A 16,667-nucleotide genomic window follows, 5' to 3' on the forward strand; every position below is an offset into this window, starting at 1 on the left:
CCTGGGACGGCCCATATTTCGCCGCTTTCTCGGCCAATAGCTCGCTATTGGCACTGCGAAATCGTCAAAATCTGGCCTCGCCCAGCTATTTTTTCGCTTCGACTCTCCAAGTCCGACAGGCTGCTAGGCCAAAAACGCTTCCACCATCCTGGCCAGTTGCTCCGGCTGGTCGTGATGCAGCATATGCCCCGCATCGGCCATCATGCGCGAGGTGACCGTCTTCAGATGCCCCAGGCGGCGGTCGACCTCGATGCGCGCTTCCTCGCGCGGCCCCATCCACTGCCACATATTGGTATCCTCGGCCTCGACCCACAGCACCGGCGCGGTAATGGCCGACCAGCACGCCATCACCTCTTCCACCTGATAGCCGAGCGGGGTCGGCTTCTTGTGGTTCGGGTCGCCCAAAATTTCCCATTCGCCGGCGTCGTTCTGCGCCGACCAGTGCTGCGCCAGGAACTGCGCGCGCGTATCAATCAGGCGCGGATTGGTCTTTTGCAGGCGCGCCACCACCGCCGCCTGGCTCGGATAAGTGCGCAGCGCGGGCGGCGTGCGCATCTCGTCGAGCCACTTGGCATAGCGCCGCGGCGCCTTTTCCGGGTTGGACGCGGGCATCCCGAAGCCTTCCAGGTTGATCAGGCGGCGCACCCGGTCGGGCCGGGCGCCGGCGTAAATACCGACCACGTTGCCGCCCATGCTGTGGCCGAGCAGGTTGACCGCCTCGCCCGGCGCGTAATGGTCGAGCATGGCGTCGAGATCGGCCACGTAGTCGGGGAACCAGTACGTGTCCGAGTGGCTGCGCTCGGTCAGCCCGAAGCCGCGCCAGTCGGGCGAGATCACGTGCCAGTCTTGCTCAAGGCAATCGACCACAAACTGGAACGAGGCCGACACATCCATCCAGCCATGCACCATGAACAGCTTGGGCGCGCCCTCCCTGCCCCAGTGGCGCACATGGGTGCGCAAGCCGCGCACGGTCAAAAATTCGGAACGGGAAGGTTTCATGAGAGACTCGGCAATAAAAAAGAACGACCGTTCGAATTATACCGGAGAAGTTTTATGCGTTGCCGTTACCGCAGGATCAGTCCGGGTTGATGGTGGGCGTCAGTCGGTGATCGCCCGCAGGCGTGCCAGGGCATCTTCAACAACGCACTCCGGCGCTGTTTCGCCCCGTTTGGCGCCGTGCGCCTCAGATCGAGCATGCGCACCTGATGGCCGACAGCACAAGCGCAGGTCGCTTCCCTTTTTGATCATGGCCTTCGGTCGGTTGAGATTAACAATGACAACGCCGCCGCCGCGCTCGAATTTGACGCGCCTTACCACATCTCGCGCCCTGCTGGCGTCATCTTGCCCCATGCGGCAAGATCGACCGGCTTGGGGGCGCAGGGGTGGCATTGCGCCACCAGGTCGGCCAAGGCATAGACCGGACGTTTCACTGTCAGCAACACACCATTGTCTTGCACTTTAACGATCAGCTTGTCACCCAGCGTGGCCTTGAGCATGCTCAGAACTCGGTGGGCAAACGCACTGCCGCGCTATTGCCCCATTTTTGAACGGACAGTTCCATCTTCGACTCCCAAGTTGTATCTACATTGTAGATACCAAATTGGAATAGCCAAGGCCGACGCATGCGCGCATGCTGCAAGCAACAGCATTGAATATCCGATTCCCGTTCGACATACTCGCCGTCATCGAACAAGCAGGAAAAACGCGGCTCGAACGCCGATCCGATGGCGCGGCCTGCGCCGCCAGCGCTCCCATGCCAAAGACAATTCATGGCCGCTATGTCAACGCCGTCGATCAGGATGAGCGCGAGGCCCGTTTCGTCGTCTCTTAGTTTGTCCAGTACAGATATCGCAAGAAGCCCATGCCCGTATCGGATTTCTGCGCCTGCTCGGCCATCTGCGACAACGGCGACAGCCGGTGCGCCTTGTCGATGCGCTGGCAACTGTTGGTCGGCAACTTGGTATTGCGAAACGCGTACACCGTCCCGGCCGCCGGCGGCTTCAGATACAGGCTGGCCACATTCAACCCGCTCCCCTGCGGACACAAAGGCGCCATCGCCGCCAGCATCCCGCCCCCGCCCTGCGTCGTGGGCAACAAGGTGCGCCCCTGCCACAGCGCCGACATTTCCTTGACCATCATCCCCCAACTGGCAAAATCGGCCGTGTCGAGCGGCACCGGGAACACGCTGTTGACCTGCCCTGGATGGCCGATCCATTCCTCATCGTCATCGGTCTCGGCCAAGACTTCCTGGCGCATCTTGCCCGAAATCACAAAGCCATTGCCGATCAACTGGTGCGCCGCTTTCATCAAGGCTGGCCGCGCCAGGATCACGCCATCGAATTTGTCGGTCAGCTCGAACGCGCGCAGATTGGTCAGCAAGCCTTCGATGAAATGATGGTACGCGAGCGACCATAAAATATCGCTCTGGTCGACGTGGATCACGGCGCCCAGATTGTATTCGCGCTCGTAATAGGCCAGGTCGTCGCTCGGGCCGCTGAAGCGGAACGCCTGGTGCCCGCGTTTTGGCAGGGCGAACAGGTATTTCTCCCACGGCTTGACGGCGCCATCGCCGTCGATGTCGAGTTCCCATTGCGCGGGCGCGAGCCGCAGCGACTTGCGCTTGCCGAGCTTGACCTGGGCCAGCAGCTTGCGGGTGGCGCCGAGTTCGCCGATCACGTAGTCGATTTCCTTGCGCACCTCGACCACGATCGCCTCGCGCGGCATGCGTTGCGTCTCCATCCGCGCGAAGCCCTGCGTGCCCCAGGTGACGATCTGGCGCACCAGCGCCGTATCGCGGCAGATGACAGCCGCCACCCGCGCATCGTCGTCGCGCGGCGCGCCGCTGCGCGCTGGGTCACGGCACGCTTCGGCGTAGCCGGCGGTCGTGGTGAAATCGGCCGCTCCCGCCGCCGGGACCACCAGGGCGCCGCACAGCGCCAGCGCAACAGGGAACAATCGCATGATACCTCCAAGATAATCGTGTCAGAAAATAAATCTATCCTACGCGAAACAAACGTGCTTGTACCGTCCCGTCTTGTGATTAGAAGAAAACGCCCAACATCCTCCTCTCGATACGGCAAGAAACGGCCATGCCGCGTCGAAAGCGCGGGGGCGGCGTAAAATAGCGCCATTCCAACGCTTCCTGACACCAACATGGCTATCTACCAACTGGGCGAGCACGCGCCCGAGATTCACGAGTCCGCCTACGTTGCCGATTCGGCCAGCCTGATCGGCAAAGTGACGCTGGCGGCCAATACCTCGGTCTGGTCCGGCGTCACGCTTCGCGGCGACAACGAGCGCATCACGATCGGCGCCGACAGCAATGTGCAGGAAGGCACGGTCATGCACACCGACATGGGCTTTCCGCTCACCATCGGCAGCAAGGTGACCGTCGGCCACCAGGCCATGCTGCACGGCTGCACGGTGGGCGACGGCTCGCTGATCGGCATCCAGGCCGTGATCCTCAATGGCGCGAAGATCGGCAAGGGTTGCCTGGTCGGCGCCGGTGCGCTGGTGACCGAAGGCAAGGAATTTCCGGATTACTCGCTCATCATCGGCGCCCCGGCCAAGGCCGTGCGCACCCTGAGTGAAGAAGACATCGCGCGCCTCGAAGGCAGCGCCGCCAGCTACGTGGCGCGCGCCCAGCTGTTCAAGACGCAACTGAAAAAGATTGGATAAACAATGACTACAAACAATAACAACGACACCCTGCAAAAATTCATCTTCGACAACGCCGCCGTACGCGGCGAATTCGTCGACATTTCGGCCACCTGGAGCGAGATCCTGCAGCGCCACAGCTACCCGCCGGCCGTCAAGACGGTGCTAGGCGAAATGGTCGCGGCGGCGGCCCTGCTGTCGGCCAACCTGAAGTTCAACGGCGCCATCATCATGCAGATCCACGGCGACGGGCCGGTGCGCCTGCTGGTGGTCGAATGCGATTCCGATCTGCGCATGCGCGCCACCGCCAAGGTGACCGAAGGCGCCACCGTGGCCGACGACGCCAGCCTGACCGAGCTGCTCAACCCGGGCGGCAAGGCGCGCTTCGTCATCACGCTCGACCCGGTCGACAAGATGCCGGGGCAGCAGCCCTACCAGGGCATCGTGCCGCTCGACGGCGACGACATGGCGACCGTCATCGAAAACTACATGCTGCGTTCCGAGCAGCTCGACACGCGCCTGTGGCTGGCGGCCGACGACACCGTCTCGCGCGGCCTGCTGCTGCAAAAGCTGCCGCGCCACAGCGGCAAGGAAGACCAGATCAAGCAAAGCAGCGAAGCCGACGAACTCGAAACCTGGAACCGCGCCGTCATGCTGGCCTCGACCCTGAAGCAGGAAGAACTGCTCTCGACCGACATCCAGACCCTGATGAACCGCCTGTTCTGGGAAGAGACGATCCGCGTGTTCGACCCGGCCCATCCCCAGTTCCATTGCGGCTGCACGCGCGAAAAAGTCGGCAACATGCTCAAGATGCTGGGACGCGACGAAGTCGACGGCGCCCTCGAGGAACTCGGCCAGCTGGCGATCGACTGCGACTTCTGCGGCAAGCACTACTCGTTCGACAAGGTCGATTGCACGCAACTGTTCGTCGGTGACACGCCGGTCGAAGTGCTCATACCCGCCAGCGACGTGAAGCACTGACATGCGCGACTCGCCCCGCTCCGCGTTCCCGCATTTTCTGGCGATTCCGACGCGCTGGATGGACAACGACGCCTACCGGCACGTCAACAACGTGGTCTACTACAGCTTCTTCGACACCGCCGTCAACGAGTTCCTGATCGCGCGCGGCGTGCTCGATATCCACGCCGACACCGTGGTCGCTCTGGTGGTCGACACGGGCTGCTCGTACTTTAGCTCGATCGCCTTTCCGGACACGGTGCATGTGGGCGTGCGCGTGGCCAAGCTGGGCAACTCGAGCGTGCGCTACGAGCTGGCGCTGTACCGCAACGACGAAGCGCTGCCGGCTGCGGCGGGCCATTTCGTGCACGTCTACGTCGACCGTGAAACCAATCGTTCGGTGAGCGTGCCGGACCCCGTGCGCGCCGTGCTGGCCAGCATCGCCAGCGCGCAGCCGGCATGACGGCGCTGTCGAAGCATACCCTGCGCACCCTGGCGCAGGGTGACGCCGACGCCCTGCTGGCGTTCGAACTGGCCAACCGCGCCTGGTTCGAACGCCATGTGCAAGCGCGCGAGCCGGCGTTCTATTCGCCCGAAGGCGTGGCGCGCCACATCGCGCAGTACCTCGATGGGCACGCGACCGGCGCCTGGCATCCTTGCGTGCTGCTCGATGGCGAAGGCCGCATCGTCGGACGCGCCAACCTGAAGGGCATCGACCGCGCCGAGGGTTCGGCCGAAGTGGGCTACCGCATCGCGCACGACCAGACCGGCAAGGGCCTGGCCACGTTCGCGCTGCAAAGCCTGGTCAAGCTGGCGCGCGCCAGCTGGCAGCTGAAAGAACTGCGGGCCGAAGTCACGCAGGCCAACCAGGGTTCGGCGGCGGTGCTGCGCAAATGCGGCTTCGTCCACGCGCGCGACTTGCCGCAGCTTGCCATTGTTGACGGCGCGCCGGTGGACGGCGCGCTGTATTTGCTCGATCTGGCGCCGGCCTGACGCCCTTGCCTGGGCGCCGCCGGCAAGCATGCCGCAAGCCGGCGCGCCTTACAGCCCGACCATGCCCATTTCCTTCTCGTTGTAGCGCGCGCCATGCACCGCGCCGCGCGGCACGGCGGCGCCAATCGCCGCCACGTCGGCCGCGCTCAGCACCAGTTCCGCAGCCGCCACGTTTTGCTCCAGGTTGGCCAGCCGGCGCACGCCCGGAATCGGCACGATGTGATCACCCTGCGCCAGCAGCCACGCCAGCGCCAGCTGGGCCGCGCTGGCCCCGCGCGCGGCGGCCAGTTGTTCCAAGCGCGCCACCATCGCCGCATTGGCGCGCAGCGCCGCGTCCTGGAAGCGCGGCAGGCCGCGCCGGTAATCGTCCGCCGCCAGTCCCTCGGTCGACCCCAGCTGCCCGGTAAGAAAGCCCCGTCCCAGCGGGCTGTATGGCACGAAGCCCACGCCCAGTTCGCGGCAGGCCGGCAGCACCTCGTCCTCCACCTCGCGGCTCCACAGCGAATACTCCGACTGCAGCGCGGCGATCGGATGCACCGCGCAGGCGCGCCGCAAGGTCTCGGCCGACGCCTCCGACAAGCCCAGATGCAGCACCTTGCCCTCGCGCACCAGATCGGCCATCACGCCAACCACCTCCTCGATCGGCACCGCCGGATCGACCCGATGCTGGTACAGCAGATCGATCGTCTCCACACCGAGCCGCGCCAGCGAGCCCTCGACCGCCGCGCGCACATGTTCCGGGCGGCTGTCCACCCCCGTCACCCGGCCCATGCCCTGTCCCTGCTCACCGATCCGGAAACCAAACTTGGTGGCGATCGTCACCCTGCCGCGCAGCTCGCGCAAGGCGCGCGCCAGCAGCTCCTCGTTGGCGTAAGGTCCGTAGACTTCCGCCGTATCGAACATCGTCACGCCCAGTTCCACGGCGCGGTGCAAGGTGCGGATCGATTCCGCCTCGTCGGCGCCGCCGTAGGCGAAGCTCATTCCCATGCAACCGATGCCGATGGCCGACACCGACAAACCGGTCGAACCCAATGTGCGCGTTTTCATCACAGCTAACTCCTCGTGTATTGAATGGAGCGGCCAGTATGCGCGGCCTCGTTTGATCGGATAAGATGCCTTATTGCGCATGCACTACTGAGAGAGATTCATCAATCCATGACCGACCTGCACGAACTCGACGCCTTTGCCGCCGTGGCCCGCCTGCGCAGCTTCCGCCAGGCCGCCGTCGAACGCGGCTTGTCCGCTTCGGCGCTGAGCCACAGCCTGCGCGCGCTGGAGGAGCGCCTTGGCGTGCGCCTGCTCAATCGCACCACGCGCAGCGTGACGCCGACCGAGGCCGGCGCGCGCCTGCTGGCCCGGCTGGCGCCCGCGCTCGGCGAAATCGCCGACGCCCTGGTCGAACTGGACAGCCTGCAGGACGTGCCGGCCGGCGCCCTGCGCATCAACCTGCCGCGCTCCGCCGCCCGCCTGCTGCTCGCCCCCATGCTGGGCCGCTTCGCAGCCGCTTACCCGCGCGTGCAGCTCGAGGCGGTCACCGACGACGGCCTGCTCGACATCGTCGGCGCCGGCTTCGACGCCGGCGTGCGCTTCGGCGAGCGGCTGGCCGCCGACATGATCGCCATTCCCTTCGGCCCGCCGCAACGCTTCGTGGTCGTCGCCGCCCCCGCCTATCTGGCCGCACATGGCATCCCAGGCACGCCGCGCGAGCTGGAACGGCACAACTGCATCGGCCGGCGCTTCCCCAGCGGCAGCCGCTACGCCTGGGAGTTCGCGCAGGGCGGGCGCAGCTTCTCGGTCGCCGTCACCGGCGCGCTGCTGTTCGACGATGACGAACTGATTATCCGCGCGGCCCTCGACGGCGCCGGCGTCGCCTATGCCTATCACGCCGATGCGGCGGCCCACATCGCCGCCGGCCGGCTGCAGGTGCTGCTGGCCGAGTGCGAGCCCGCGCCGTCCCAGTACTTCCTTTACTACCCCAGCCGCCGCCAGATGCCGCCCGCGCTGCGCGCCTTTGTCGACGCCGTGCGCGGCTAGAGGCTGCTAGTCGGGCAGCGCGTAGTCGAGCGCGTAAAAGTGCTTGCCGTCGACGACGGTGAGCGCCATGGCGCCGCTGATGCCAGTTAACTCCTCCGTGCCCGAATCGGGAACGATGGTGATCGTCGCCTGGCTCGTCCCGGCGCGCATCGTACCCGCATGCTGGAGCACGAAACCGCCCTTGCGCCCCGCCAGCGTCCCGCTGACCCGCTCGATGGCGACGTAGGCCGCCGATCCCTTGGTGTCGCTCACCGCCGTGAGCATGGCGCCCTTGCCGCTGGCGGCCAGCGCGCCCGCGTAGCGCTTCTCGAGCGCCATGCGGGCGGTGGCGGTGCGGCCTTCTTTTTCGGGGGCGCCGGCGGGTATGATCGTGATCTCGAACGGTCCGCTGGCGCGCGCAATGACGGGCGCCGCCTGGGCGCTGGCGAGTGGCAGGACGGCCAACAGGGACAGCGCGGCTGCGCTGGAGCGGAACAAGGACATGGCAAGCTTTCGGCTAGAGGATGGGCGGCGCCGCATGCAAACGCGTGCTCGCTCGCGGAAACCACCACAGTAAGCGCAAGGACGACAAACATCTTGGATAAACCCGACACCACCCCGGCAACGCCGAAAGGCATCGTCGATCCGCTCGGCATGGCGCGCCGCATTCGCCTGGCCACCTACCCGCCGGCGGCGCCGCTGGCGAGCTTTGTCGATTACTACTGGATCGTCGAATGGAACATGGGCGAGCGCGCGCCCGAGATCCAGCGCGTGCTGCCGTATCCGAACGCGCACCTGGTGTTCGACCGGGGCCAGAGCGCCATCCACGGCGTGGTGCGCGGCGCGTTCGAGCGCAGCGTGGCCGGCGCGGGCCGGGTGCTCGGGGTGCGCTTCAGGCCGGGCGCGCTGCGTCCCTTCATCGGCCATCCGGTCGCGCGCCTGGCCGACCGCACCATGTCATTCGACGATGTCCTGCGCGTACCGACGATGGAGGCCGAACAGCGCGTGTTAGGGGGCGCCGGCGACGCCGAGATGGTCGGCGCGGCCGAAGCGATGCTGCTCGCCGTGCTGCCGGCGCCCGACGCGCGCGCGCTGGTCGCCGAACAGGCGGTGGCCGCCGCCGCCGCCGTCGATGGCCCGGCCAGCGTGGCCGCCCTGTGCGCGCAAATGGGGATCGAAGAACGCGCGCTGCAAAGGCTGTTCAGTAATTATGTGGGCGTGTCGCCCAAGTGGGTGATCCAGCGCTACCGGTTGCAGGAAGCGAGCTGGCGCCTGGCCAGGCCGGGGCCGGTGGACCTGGCGGGCCTGGCAAGTGAGCTGGGCTTTTTCGACCAGGCCCACTTCACGCGCGACTTCACGAAACTGGTGGGGACGTCGCCGCTGGAGTACTGGAAGTCGCAGCAGAATGGGACGCAGACGCCGACGCGCTCAGATGCCCGATGACGCGGGCGATCTCCTTGCGCACCTTGGCATAGTCGACCTATGCCCACGCCTCGAGGATGGGCACATACTTCGGATCGGAACGTTCATGCAGGATCCCGAGCAGCAGCAATATCAGGTCACGGCTGCGGTCCTTCAGATACAGCATGTCATACGGCGGCGCGGACTGCGCCAGCAACTTGTCGAAGCCGTCTATCAGCTCGTTGGCGACAATCTCGCGTTCGATGCGCCATCCATGTTGGGAATAGAACAGCAGCGGCAAGTCACCGTCAAAATCGAGGCCCAGGTAATCGTTCAGAATCATCCAGTCGACCATGGTCAGGACCTCGGCCTCGCTGCGGCCCTGATAAGCGCCGTAGCAGGGATTGTCATCCATCCCGTGCTTGAGGACCTCCTGCGCGCGCGAACCCCGCAGGACTTTGATCAGCATGGCGCGTCCGGCAGTGGTGATCAGCGGGTCGGCAGCACGCAGGATGGTGCGGATATCCGGCTCCGGCAATGTACTCAGGGATGTATCAAAAACCAGCCTGGTTCGGTTTTGTCGGCGGCTCATGGCAGTGCACGTGAATGAAAATGGCTGCGGTGCTTGGTAATGACAGATTGTGCACCCGATGGCAGGTACATGGCAAGCGTGTCACGCCTGGAGTGCGCCTGGTGACGCGGCCCGGCCGTACAGCGTGCCCATGCGGATGGCATCGGCGCCGGCGGCGACAAAATACGGAAGCTGCCAGCGCTGCGTGGCCTGCGCCTGTTTGCTGGTCGTGACAACCCATGGCGGATACACGCGGATCGCACGCTTGCCGCCCTGCCCGCCGCGCGCCACCACATCGCGCGCGGCCAGCACCGCTGTCGGGAAGACGAACTGTCCGAACCGCTCGCCATCGCGGGTGCTGACCACGAACAGGTCGACCGCATCGGTGTCGTCGAACGGCTGGATCGGCCCGTTGCCGATGCGCTTCCACAGCGTGACGAACTGCCCCACCTTGGTCGGCGTGATTTTGGCGACGCGAAAACGCACCCGCAGGGCGTCGACCTCGAAGCTGGCGGCCGCATAGTCGGCGCTTTCCGCCTCATGCCGTGGCGCGCTCCATGCCAGGCCGTGCGTGTCGTACGCGCGCTGGAGCATGCGCAGGTCGGGATGAAACGTGTCGTGGTTCAGGGTCATGGCGGGTCGGGCGGCGCGGCCGGGGCAAAAGCGGCATTGTAGCCGCCGCCCCGGCATGACCGCTATTGATTCAACAGCACCTGCGTGATCAGTCCCGTGGCGATCGCCACCAGAAGATAGTCGCCGTTGGCCTGCACCCAGTGCGAACCGCGCGGCGGCGCGCTCAGGCGGCGGCTGCGCCAGTCGCTGACCACATAGCCGCTGCCGCGATGCTGGTGCTCCAGGTACGCGCCCCGGCGGTAGTGCTGACGCTCCGACCGGCGACGATCATGGCCCTGGTAGCCGCCACGCGGGCCGTCGTAACGGTCGCCGCGGCGATGATCGTAACGGTCGTTGTCACGGCGGCCATCGCGGTCGCTGCGCTCGTAACGTTCATTGCGTTCGCTGCGCTGATCATGCTCGCCGCGGTAGTCGCGCGATTGAGCAAAGGCGGCGCTGCCGGTGCCCATGCAAACAGCCATGAGGGCGATGATGAGGGCTTTCTTATGCATATGAACTCCTGTCGTCAATACTGCCTGCAGCAAATGGGCCGCCTGAAAATACCGTCTCTTCGGGGACCAGGGCGACTACTGCGTGTCGTCCATGCAGCCATTACACCGCGATTGGCTCCTTGCAACCAGCATGCACCGGTAAGAAGTGTTACCGGACGTGTCTGTCGAAGCGCATCGCCGCTCATCCCCGCATAGCGCCGGTCGGCACCTTTTTGCCAAAACGGCAGCACGCTCGCCCAGAATGCGCTTCATTCTCACCACCCCACTTGATGAAGGCACGACATGCAAAACACTCTCCTGTTCTCACTGGCCCTGATGGCGTCAAACGGCGCGGCAGCCGCCGCCGGCAGTGGCACTGGAAACGTCACCGAACCGCCGATGGCCGCCATCAAAGGCGGCACGTTCGCGATGGGCGGCCCGGTGCCTGGCCCGAACAAGGACTATCCGACCGACCAGCCGGTGCACGAGGTGCGCGTGCCCGCCTTCCAGATGGCGAAATATGAAGTGACCGTCGGCCAGTTCCGCCAGTTCGTCGAAGCGACCGGCCACAAGACCGAGAACCAATGCTGGAAGTTCGCCAGCACCGAGTGGGGCATGGACATGGGCCCGGGCGCGTGGAACACGCCCGCTTACGCGCCGGGTGACTACCATCCGGTCATGTGCGTCACCTGGAAAGACGCCACCGCCTACGCCGCCTGGCTGTCGGCCCAAACCGGCAAGCCATACCGCCTGCCGTCGGAAGCCGAATGGGAATACGCCGCGCGCGCCGGCAGCAAGGGCGACTATTACTTCGGCAACGATGCCACCCAGGTGTGCCGCCATGCGAACATCCGCGATTTCACCGGCAGCAAGGCGATCGCCGCCATCATCGGCCGCAGCGGCAAACCCGCCACCTGCGAAGACGGCGCCGCGTTTACCACCGTGGTCGGCATGTACGAGCCGAACGCCTTCGGCCTGTACGACATGATCGGCAATGTGGGTGAATACGTGGCCGATTGCGAACACCTGAACTACGATGGCGCGCCGGCGGACGGCTCGGCATGGACCACCAACTGCAGCAAGCGCGAGTCGCCAATGATGATGCACCGCGGCGGCAGCTTCTCGTCGCGCGACGTGCGCACGGTGGTGCGCGGTCATGCGGGGGACGATAACCCGAGCAGCATCGGCGAGGGCTTCCGCCTGGCGCTGGGCGGACCGGTGCAGGCGCAAGCTGCATCGGCCGCCCGCTTCGAGGCGGAACTGGTGACGGCGCGCGCGGCCGAACGCGAACGGCGCAAAGCGGGCAAGTAAGCAGCAACCAAGCGGGCAACCAAGCGGCAAGCAAGGCGCACCGGCCGTCTTGTTAGAATGCGCTCTCCGATCATCGACTGGATAAGCCGACCGCATGCCACTTCACTTCTTCCCGCGCGAGCGCGACTTCTGGCTCTACCACTTCAGCGCGGTGGCGGTCGGCCTGATGGCCAGCATCGCCATCGCCGTCGTGTGGGGCTTCATGGTCAGGTTGCAGGTCTACACCAGCCTGGTGTGGATTCCGTTCTATACGCTGGCGGTACTGCTGCTGCGCTGGCTGTACAAGCGGCGCGGCGGCGACGCCGTGCCGATCGCCCGGCTCATTGCCATCGTGGTAATCTACAGCGCATTGGCCGGCATGGTGATCGGCGCCTGCGTCACCGCCGTGGTCACGCCGATGTTCTTGAAAACCATCAGCGCCAAATACAAAGCGCTCAAGATACCGGTGATCCCGTCCGAACTCATCATGAACAAATTCATGGACGAAGCGCCCAAGAGCCAGCTGTTCGTGGCAATATGGGGCTTCATCTACATCAGCGTGAGCAGCAGCCGGCGCATCAAGAACGCCGAACTGTTCAACCTGCGCCTGCAAAACAACCTCAAGGAAGCCCAATTGAGCAGCCTGTCGAACCAGCTCAATCCACACTTCCTGTTCAACTCACTCAATAACATCCGCTTCATGATCCACGAAGATGCGCAGCGCGCCGACGCCATGATTACCTCGTTTTCCGACATCCTGCGTTATTCGCTCGAAAGCAGCCGGCACGAAAAAGTCAGCCTGCATCATGAAGTGGGCATCATTACCAAGTACCTCGCCATCGTCAAGACGCAGCTGGAAGAACGGCTCGACTTCTCCCTTCGGATCGCGCCCGGCCTCGATGACGCGCTGATGCCGCCGATGGTCTTGCAGATGCTGGTGGAGAACGCCGTCAAGCATGGCCTCGACCAGCTCCAGGGCGGCGGCACCCTCAACGTCGACGCGCGCCAGCTGGGCCAATGCCTGCAACTGGAAGTGCGCAACGACGCCCCGGATGCGCAGGTGGCAACGCCCGGCTGCACCGGCATCGGCCTGCTCAATATCGAACAGCGCCTGCATCTGCTGTATGGCGAGCTGGCCACCTTGGACGCGGCGCACGCCGATGGCGTCTTCAAGGTCGCTATCACGCTGCCGCTGGAGCGCCCAACATGAGGGTGATGGTCATTGAAGACTCGCGCCTGGCGCGCGAGGGCCTGGTGCGCATGCTCGGCCAGTTCGACGGGGTCGAGGTAATCGGCCAGGCGGACCATCCCGCAACGGCCGCGCCGCTGATCGCCGAACTGCGGCCGGACGTGCTGTTCCTCGACATCCACATGCCCGGCGCCAGCGGCTTCGACCTGCTGGAGATGCTCGACTACCTGCCGCGCATCGTCTTCACGACGGCGTACTCCGAATACGCGATCCGCTCGTTCGACTACAACACCGTCGACTACCTGCTCAAACCGGTCAGTCACGAACGGCTGGCCACCGCCATCGCCAAGCTGGCCGCCGCCGACGCCGCACCGGCAGTGGTAGCAAGGCCGCCGCTCGACATCAACAGCAAAATCTTCGTCAAGGACGGCGAGCGCTGCCACCTGGTGAGCCTGGAGACGATCCGCTATATCGAGAGCTGCAAAAACTACGTGCGCATCTTTTTTGGCAGCGAAAAAGCCTACGTCAAAAAATCGTTGAACAGCATCGAGGAGCGCTTGCCGGACAAGTTCTTCTTCCGCGCCAACCGCCAGTGCATCATCAACCTGCAGGAAATCCGCGCCATCGAAGAATCGATCTCGATGGGTTACGAGGTGACCATGAGCGACGGCAAAGTACTGGAAATCTCGCGCCGCAATGCCCAGGAATTGAAAGACCTGTTGAGTTTTTGACGCACAGGAGCAATGCGATATGCGTACACCCCGACCTGCATTGCTCGCCTTGACGATGACGGGCGCCCTTGCCCCTCGCAGCTACGCCGCCGCCACCAGCGTCGACGTGGGCGCCGCCCTGCAAGCTGTTCAAGGCGACCGGATCGGCCAGCGTTGCAGGTCCCGGCGGCATGATCGATTGCTGGTACGCCAGGACGGCCCGGCGGCGAAGGCAAGGTCGCCGTCAAGGTCGTGATCGACTAAGCCCTCAGGACAGATTCGCCAACGCGCCGGCCAGGGTCGGATGGCGGAAGACAAAACCGCCGGCCTGCAACCTGGCCGGCACCACGCGCTGGCCTTCGAGCAGCAAATCGGCCTGTTCGCCCAGCGCCAGGCGCATCGGCCAGCCGGGCGTCGGCAGCCAGTAAGGGCGCTTCAACACCTTGGCCGCCACCTTGTTGAAGTCCGCCTGCGAAAGCACTTCGGGCGCGGTGAAGTTCAAGGCCCCGCCCTCGTCCCCGCTCCACAGGTGGGACATGCCGGCGATCAGGTCATCCACATGGATCCACGACAGCCACTGGCGCCCGCCCCCGAGCGGGCCGCCCATGCCCAGCTTGACCGGCAACAGCATCATCGGCAGTGCGCCCTGGGTGCCGAGCACCAGGCCGAAACGCATGCACGCCACGCGCACGCCATACGCCGCGGCGGCGCCGGCCGCTTCTTCCCACTCGCGGCACAGGTCCGACATGAACATCGCCTGCGGTCCATCGCGCTCGGTGAGCACCGTGTTGTCGCCCTGCGCCTGGATGCCGTAGTAACCGATGGCGGACGCCGACAGCATCAACGCCGGCTTGTGATGGGCCGCCGCGATCCAGGCCACCACCTTGCGCGTGGTGCCGATGCGGCTGGCGCGCAAGGCCGCGCGGCGCGCTTCGCTCCAGCGCCAGCCCAGGATGCGGGCGCCGGCCAGGTTGACCACCACGTCGATGCGGCGCGCCGGCGGCAAGGCTGCCATGTCGGCGATGCACTCCACGCGGGCGTCGAACATCCAGGCCGCGGCGCGCGGCTGGCGCGTGAGCAAGGTGACGCGATGGCCGTCGGCGAGCAGTGCGCGCACCAGTTTCTGGCCGATGAAGCCCGTGGCGCCGGTCACCAGCACCGCGCACTCACGCTCGCCGAAGCGCAAGGCGGGAGCGCGCTCCTGCGCCGCCTGGCGGGCAAGCGCGCGCGCCGCCAACGCATCGCGCAGGCCGGACAAGCCGACGCCCACGCCGCAGAGGAACAGGAAGGCGCTCAAGGCGCCGTGCGACTCCCACGCCAGCGCGGTCGGCTGCGCCAGCGCTTCGCCCGCGTTCAGGGCCAGCAAGGCGATGAAGGCGCCGCCGTTCATCGCCAGCACCGTATGCGTGACGCGTTCGGTGGCCGGCAGCAGGCGGGTACGGTCCTCGACCACGAAGTCCCACAAGGTCAGTACGATTTCGACCGCGAACACCACCAGCAACAGCACCGCCCACAATCCATTGAAACGCCAGTACGACAGGCCGATGAACATGGCGCTGTAAATGAGGGCGCGCACCGCGTGGATCGACAGTTCCAGCCTGGCGCTGGCGCGGCCGGGCAGCGCCTCGGTCAGTTCATGGTGATACAGCGTGTCGAAAGCGCCCAGGCAGCCTTGGCACGCCATCAACTGTAATGCCAATAAGTGGGTATTCATGGTCGCACCTCGCGAAACACGCCCGCCTGCGTGAAGGTTGCACCGAACAGCGCGTGGCGGATCTCGATTCGGATATCGAACTGCGCGCTGTCGTTATTGCGGTGACACAGATAGGTCTTGCCCGGCGTGAGCCAGGCCGGCATCGGAATGCGCACACCCATCACTTGCCAGAAATAGCCGTCGCTCTCGAAATGCAGGTTCCCGTCGCGCACCGCCAGCACCAGCTTCATCCCCATGCCCATGCCGACGTATTCGAGCACTTCGCCGCGCGCGCTCTCCAACATGTAGGACGTGAACTGCACCGGCTTGCGCCCGTTGAGGCGATAGATGCGCTGCTTGAAAATGGCCGCGCTGCCCTCTTTCGAATACACCTCGATATCGACCGGGAAGTCGGCATCGTTATACGGCATCAGCGCGCCCTGGATCAGCGGCATGGTCAGGTAGCCGAGCAAGCGGCCGACTTTCGAGCAGGTCAGCTCCGTCATTTGGCCCTTGTAGCGCAGCGGCTTGCCGGGCATGGGGTTATGGTCGAAGCGCGCCTGGATGTCGGGATGCAGGCCGCGCCACGCGGGACCGAGGATCTTTTTGAATAACTCGCCTTCGGACGCGATCATGTGCGCACCGTTTGCTTGCGGTCGACGCAGAACAGGTACACCAGCGGCGGCAGCATCGTCACCAGCGCGAAGGTATCGATCCAGATATTGTCCATGCAGCCGGCGCGCAGCGACACCAGCATGTCCTGCGGCGCCCACAACAGCATGCCGGCGATCAGCGCGCCCCAGGCAAAGGCGCTGCGCTGGCGCGCGCCAATATACGCCAGGGCGCCCATCCACAGCGCCGCGCTTTGCACGGTGGGACCGAACAGCGAGATCCACCAGATCTGCTGCGCGTGGGCCTGGGCCGGCACGCTGGCGCCCCAGAAGGCGGTTTCGATACCGCGATGGTAATCGCGAAAAACAGCGGCGTCGGCGAACCATGGCAGCAGCATGCCGACCACCAGGTGCGTGACGATGGTGGCGAACATCCAGCCAATGGCCCACTGGCGCAGGGATGGTGAGTGCATACGCGC

The 16,667-nt window shown here is 65.2% G+C and carries 21 protein-coding genes and 1 pseudogene; 11 read left to right on the forward strand and 11 right to left on the reverse strand.

Annotated features, from left to right (window positions below):
- Positions 1-123: 123 nt before the first annotated feature.
- Positions 124-999: an alpha/beta fold hydrolase gene (locus F2P46_RS24215; protein ID WP_166895024.1), complete on the reverse strand. Its 876-nt coding sequence runs from the start codon at positions 997-999 to the stop codon at positions 124-126.
- Between the two features lie 311 nt (positions 1,000-1,310).
- A pseudogene (locus tag F2P46_RS24220) lies at positions 1,311-1,561 on the reverse strand (AbrB/MazE/SpoVT family DNA-binding domain-containing protein).
- Positions 1,562-1,630: 69 nt separating this feature from the next.
- Here F2P46_RS24220 and F2P46_RS24225 point away from each other — a divergent pair.
- Complete coding sequence (locus tag F2P46_RS24225) at positions 1,631-1,831, forward strand: hypothetical protein (RefSeq protein ID WP_166895026.1); 201 nt, start codon at positions 1,631-1,633, stop codon at positions 1,829-1,831.
- Here F2P46_RS24225 and F2P46_RS24230 read toward each other — a convergent pair.
- Complete coding sequence (locus F2P46_RS24230) at positions 1,828-2,961, reverse strand: hypothetical protein (protein ID WP_166895028.1); 1,134 nt, start codon at positions 2,959-2,961, stop codon at positions 1,828-1,830. The genes F2P46_RS24225 and F2P46_RS24230 overlap by 4 nt on opposite strands.
- A 192-nt stretch (positions 2,962-3,153) precedes the next feature.
- Between F2P46_RS24230 and F2P46_RS24235 the strand changes: the two genes are divergently transcribed.
- Genes F2P46_RS24235 through F2P46_RS24250 form a run of 4 tightly spaced genes read left to right on the forward strand, consistent with a single transcriptional unit; the run spans position 3,154 to position 5,607 of the window.
- Positions 3,154-3,678: a gamma carbonic anhydrase family protein gene (locus F2P46_RS24235; RefSeq protein WP_166895030.1), complete on the forward strand. Its 525-nt coding sequence runs from the start codon at positions 3,154-3,156 to the stop codon at positions 3,676-3,678.
- A 3-nt stretch (positions 3,679-3,681) separates the two neighbouring features.
- Positions 3,682-4,638 carry an Hsp33 family molecular chaperone HslO gene (gene hslO / locus F2P46_RS24240; protein ID WP_166895032.1) on the forward strand — a complete coding sequence of 319 codons (957 nt, stop codon included), beginning with the start codon at positions 3,682-3,684 and terminating at the stop codon, positions 4,636-4,638.
- Position 4,639: 1 nt separating this feature from the next.
- The gene (locus tag F2P46_RS24245; protein WP_166895034.1) at positions 4,640-5,077 is read left to right on the forward strand and encodes a thioesterase family protein; all 438 of its coding nucleotides are present in this window, start codon (positions 4,640-4,642) and stop codon (positions 5,075-5,077) included.
- A complete protein-coding gene (locus tag F2P46_RS24250) occupies positions 5,074-5,607 on the forward strand; it encodes a GNAT family N-acetyltransferase (protein ID WP_166895036.1) in 534 nt (177 codons plus the stop codon). Before F2P46_RS24245 ends, F2P46_RS24250 begins: the two co-directional genes overlap by 4 nt.
- A 48-nt stretch (positions 5,608-5,655) precedes the next feature.
- On the opposite strand, the gene F2P46_RS24255 is transcribed toward F2P46_RS24250, so the two are convergent.
- Positions 5,656-6,654: an aldo/keto reductase gene (locus F2P46_RS24255; protein WP_166895038.1), complete on the reverse strand. Its 999-nt coding sequence runs from the start codon at positions 6,652-6,654 to the stop codon at positions 5,656-5,658.
- Between the two features lie 108 nt (positions 6,655-6,762).
- Between F2P46_RS24255 and F2P46_RS24260 the strand changes: the two genes are divergently transcribed.
- Positions 6,763-7,641: a LysR family transcriptional regulator gene (locus F2P46_RS24260; RefSeq protein WP_166895040.1), complete on the forward strand. Its 879-nt coding sequence runs from the start codon at positions 6,763-6,765 to the stop codon at positions 7,639-7,641.
- Between the two features lie 6 nt (positions 7,642-7,647).
- Here the strand turns inward: F2P46_RS24260 and F2P46_RS24265 are convergent, their stop codons facing one another.
- Positions 7,648-8,124: a DUF3224 domain-containing protein gene (locus F2P46_RS24265; RefSeq protein ID WP_166895042.1), complete on the reverse strand. Its 477-nt coding sequence runs from the start codon at positions 8,122-8,124 to the stop codon at positions 7,648-7,650.
- Positions 8,125-8,217: 93 nt separating this feature from the next.
- Here F2P46_RS24265 and F2P46_RS24270 point away from each other — a divergent pair, with 93 nt between their 5' ends.
- Entirely contained in the window at positions 8,218-9,063 is an 846-nt protein-coding gene (locus tag F2P46_RS24270) for a helix-turn-helix domain-containing protein (RefSeq protein ID WP_229509440.1), read from the forward strand.
- A 37-nt stretch (positions 9,064-9,100) separates the two neighbouring features.
- On the opposite strand, the gene F2P46_RS24275 is transcribed toward F2P46_RS24270, so the two are convergent.
- The 3 genes from F2P46_RS24275 to F2P46_RS24285 all read right to left on the reverse strand — a co-directional run bounded on the left by F2P46_RS24275 (position 9,101) and on the right by F2P46_RS24285 (position 10,716).
- Positions 9,101-9,613 (reverse strand): RQC-minor-1 family DNA-binding protein, encoded by a 513-nt coding sequence (locus F2P46_RS24275; RefSeq protein ID WP_166895044.1) that lies wholly within the window; start codon positions 9,611-9,613, stop codon positions 9,101-9,103.
- A gap of 81 nt (positions 9,614-9,694) precedes the next feature.
- The gene (locus F2P46_RS24280) at positions 9,695-10,225 is read right to left on the reverse strand and encodes a MepB family protein (RefSeq protein ID WP_166895046.1); all 531 of its coding nucleotides are present in this window, start codon (positions 10,223-10,225) and stop codon (positions 9,695-9,697) included.
- 62 nt (positions 10,226-10,287) lie between these two features.
- Complete coding sequence (locus tag F2P46_RS24285) at positions 10,288-10,716, reverse strand: RcnB family protein (RefSeq protein ID WP_166895048.1); 429 nt, start codon at positions 10,714-10,716, stop codon at positions 10,288-10,290.
- Positions 10,717-10,998: 282 nt separating this feature from the next.
- Between F2P46_RS24285 and F2P46_RS24290 the strand changes: the two genes are divergently transcribed.
- From F2P46_RS24290 to F2P46_RS24305, 4 genes are all read left to right on the forward strand, one after another.
- Positions 10,999-12,006, forward strand: a complete 1,008-nt coding sequence (locus F2P46_RS24290) for a formylglycine-generating enzyme family protein (RefSeq protein WP_166895050.1) — start codon at positions 10,999-11,001, stop codon at positions 12,004-12,006.
- A 94-nt stretch (positions 12,007-12,100) separates the two neighbouring features.
- Complete coding sequence (locus tag F2P46_RS24295; protein WP_166895052.1) at positions 12,101-13,195, forward strand: sensor histidine kinase; 1,095 nt, start codon at positions 12,101-12,103, stop codon at positions 13,193-13,195.
- Positions 13,192-13,905 (forward strand): LytTR family transcriptional regulator DNA-binding domain-containing protein, encoded by a 714-nt coding sequence (locus F2P46_RS24300; protein ID WP_166895054.1) that lies wholly within the window; start codon positions 13,192-13,194, stop codon positions 13,903-13,905. The genes F2P46_RS24295 and F2P46_RS24300 overlap by 4 nt, the downstream gene beginning before the upstream one ends.
- Positions 13,906-13,924: 19 nt before the next feature.
- A complete protein-coding gene (locus F2P46_RS24305; RefSeq protein WP_166895056.1) occupies positions 13,925-14,140 on the forward strand; it encodes a hypothetical protein in 216 nt (71 codons plus the stop codon).
- Positions 14,141-14,152: 12 nt separating this feature from the next.
- Here the strand turns inward: F2P46_RS24305 and F2P46_RS24310 are convergent, their stop codons facing one another.
- Genes F2P46_RS24310 through F2P46_RS37905 form a run of 3 tightly spaced genes read right to left on the reverse strand, consistent with a single transcriptional unit; the run spans position 14,153 to position 16,661 of the window.
- Positions 14,153-15,598 (reverse strand): TIGR01777 family oxidoreductase, encoded by a 1,446-nt coding sequence (locus F2P46_RS24310; RefSeq protein WP_166895058.1) that lies wholly within the window; start codon positions 15,596-15,598, stop codon positions 14,153-14,155.
- A complete protein-coding gene (locus F2P46_RS24315) occupies positions 15,595-16,212 on the reverse strand; it encodes a DUF4166 domain-containing protein (RefSeq protein WP_166895060.1) in 618 nt (205 codons plus the stop codon). The genes F2P46_RS24310 and F2P46_RS24315 overlap by 4 nt, the downstream gene beginning before the upstream one ends.
- A complete protein-coding gene (locus F2P46_RS37905; RefSeq protein WP_229509441.1) occupies positions 16,209-16,661 on the reverse strand; it encodes a cell division protein in 453 nt (150 codons plus the stop codon). Before F2P46_RS37905 ends, F2P46_RS24315 begins: the two co-directional genes overlap by 4 nt.
- Between the last annotated feature and the right edge of the window lie 6 nt (positions 16,662-16,667).

The organism is Massilia sp. CCM 8734 (assembly GCF_011682155.1).
Classification (GTDB): domain Bacteria; phylum Pseudomonadota; class Gammaproteobacteria; order Burkholderiales; family Burkholderiaceae_D; genus Telluria_A; species Telluria_A rubra.